This is a genomic window from Domibacillus sp. 8LH, from assembly GCF_038806185.1.
Classification (GTDB): Bacteria; Bacillota; Bacilli; order Bacillales; family Domibacillaceae; genus Domibacillus; species Domibacillus indicus_A.
Map to the genome: position 1 here is coordinate 1 of NZ_JAVJNG010000228.1, position 255 is coordinate 255.

Annotated in this window: 1 protein-coding gene; it reads left to right on the plus strand. The window is 44.3% G+C overall.

Going from position 1 to position 255, the window contains the following annotated elements; all coding sequences use genetic code 11:
- Positions 1-134: 134 nt before the first annotated feature.
- The coding region (locus RG959_RS25815; protein ID WP_483298928.1) for a hypothetical protein at positions 135-255 on the plus strand (121 nt) is incomplete at its 3' end.

Sequence of the window (255 nt, forward strand, 5' to 3'; positions counted from 1 at the left end):
GTGTTGAAGCAGCTATTAAGAAGTCTAAAATGAAGTCTTCTAGCAGATAGTGAGTTACATTTTCCTCCAACGGGCGTTCCACGTGAGGCTTGGCCTAGGGTTAATGCCCTAGGCCTTTTTTATTGGAAAAAATCATGACAGATAGACTAATACGAGAATTACTTGTAGATATCAAGCAGCGTGGTGGATCCAAAGCCGCTAAGCAAATCAGGGATGTTGAAGCTGCTTTAGACGGAGCTGCTCAGAGCTCAGAGG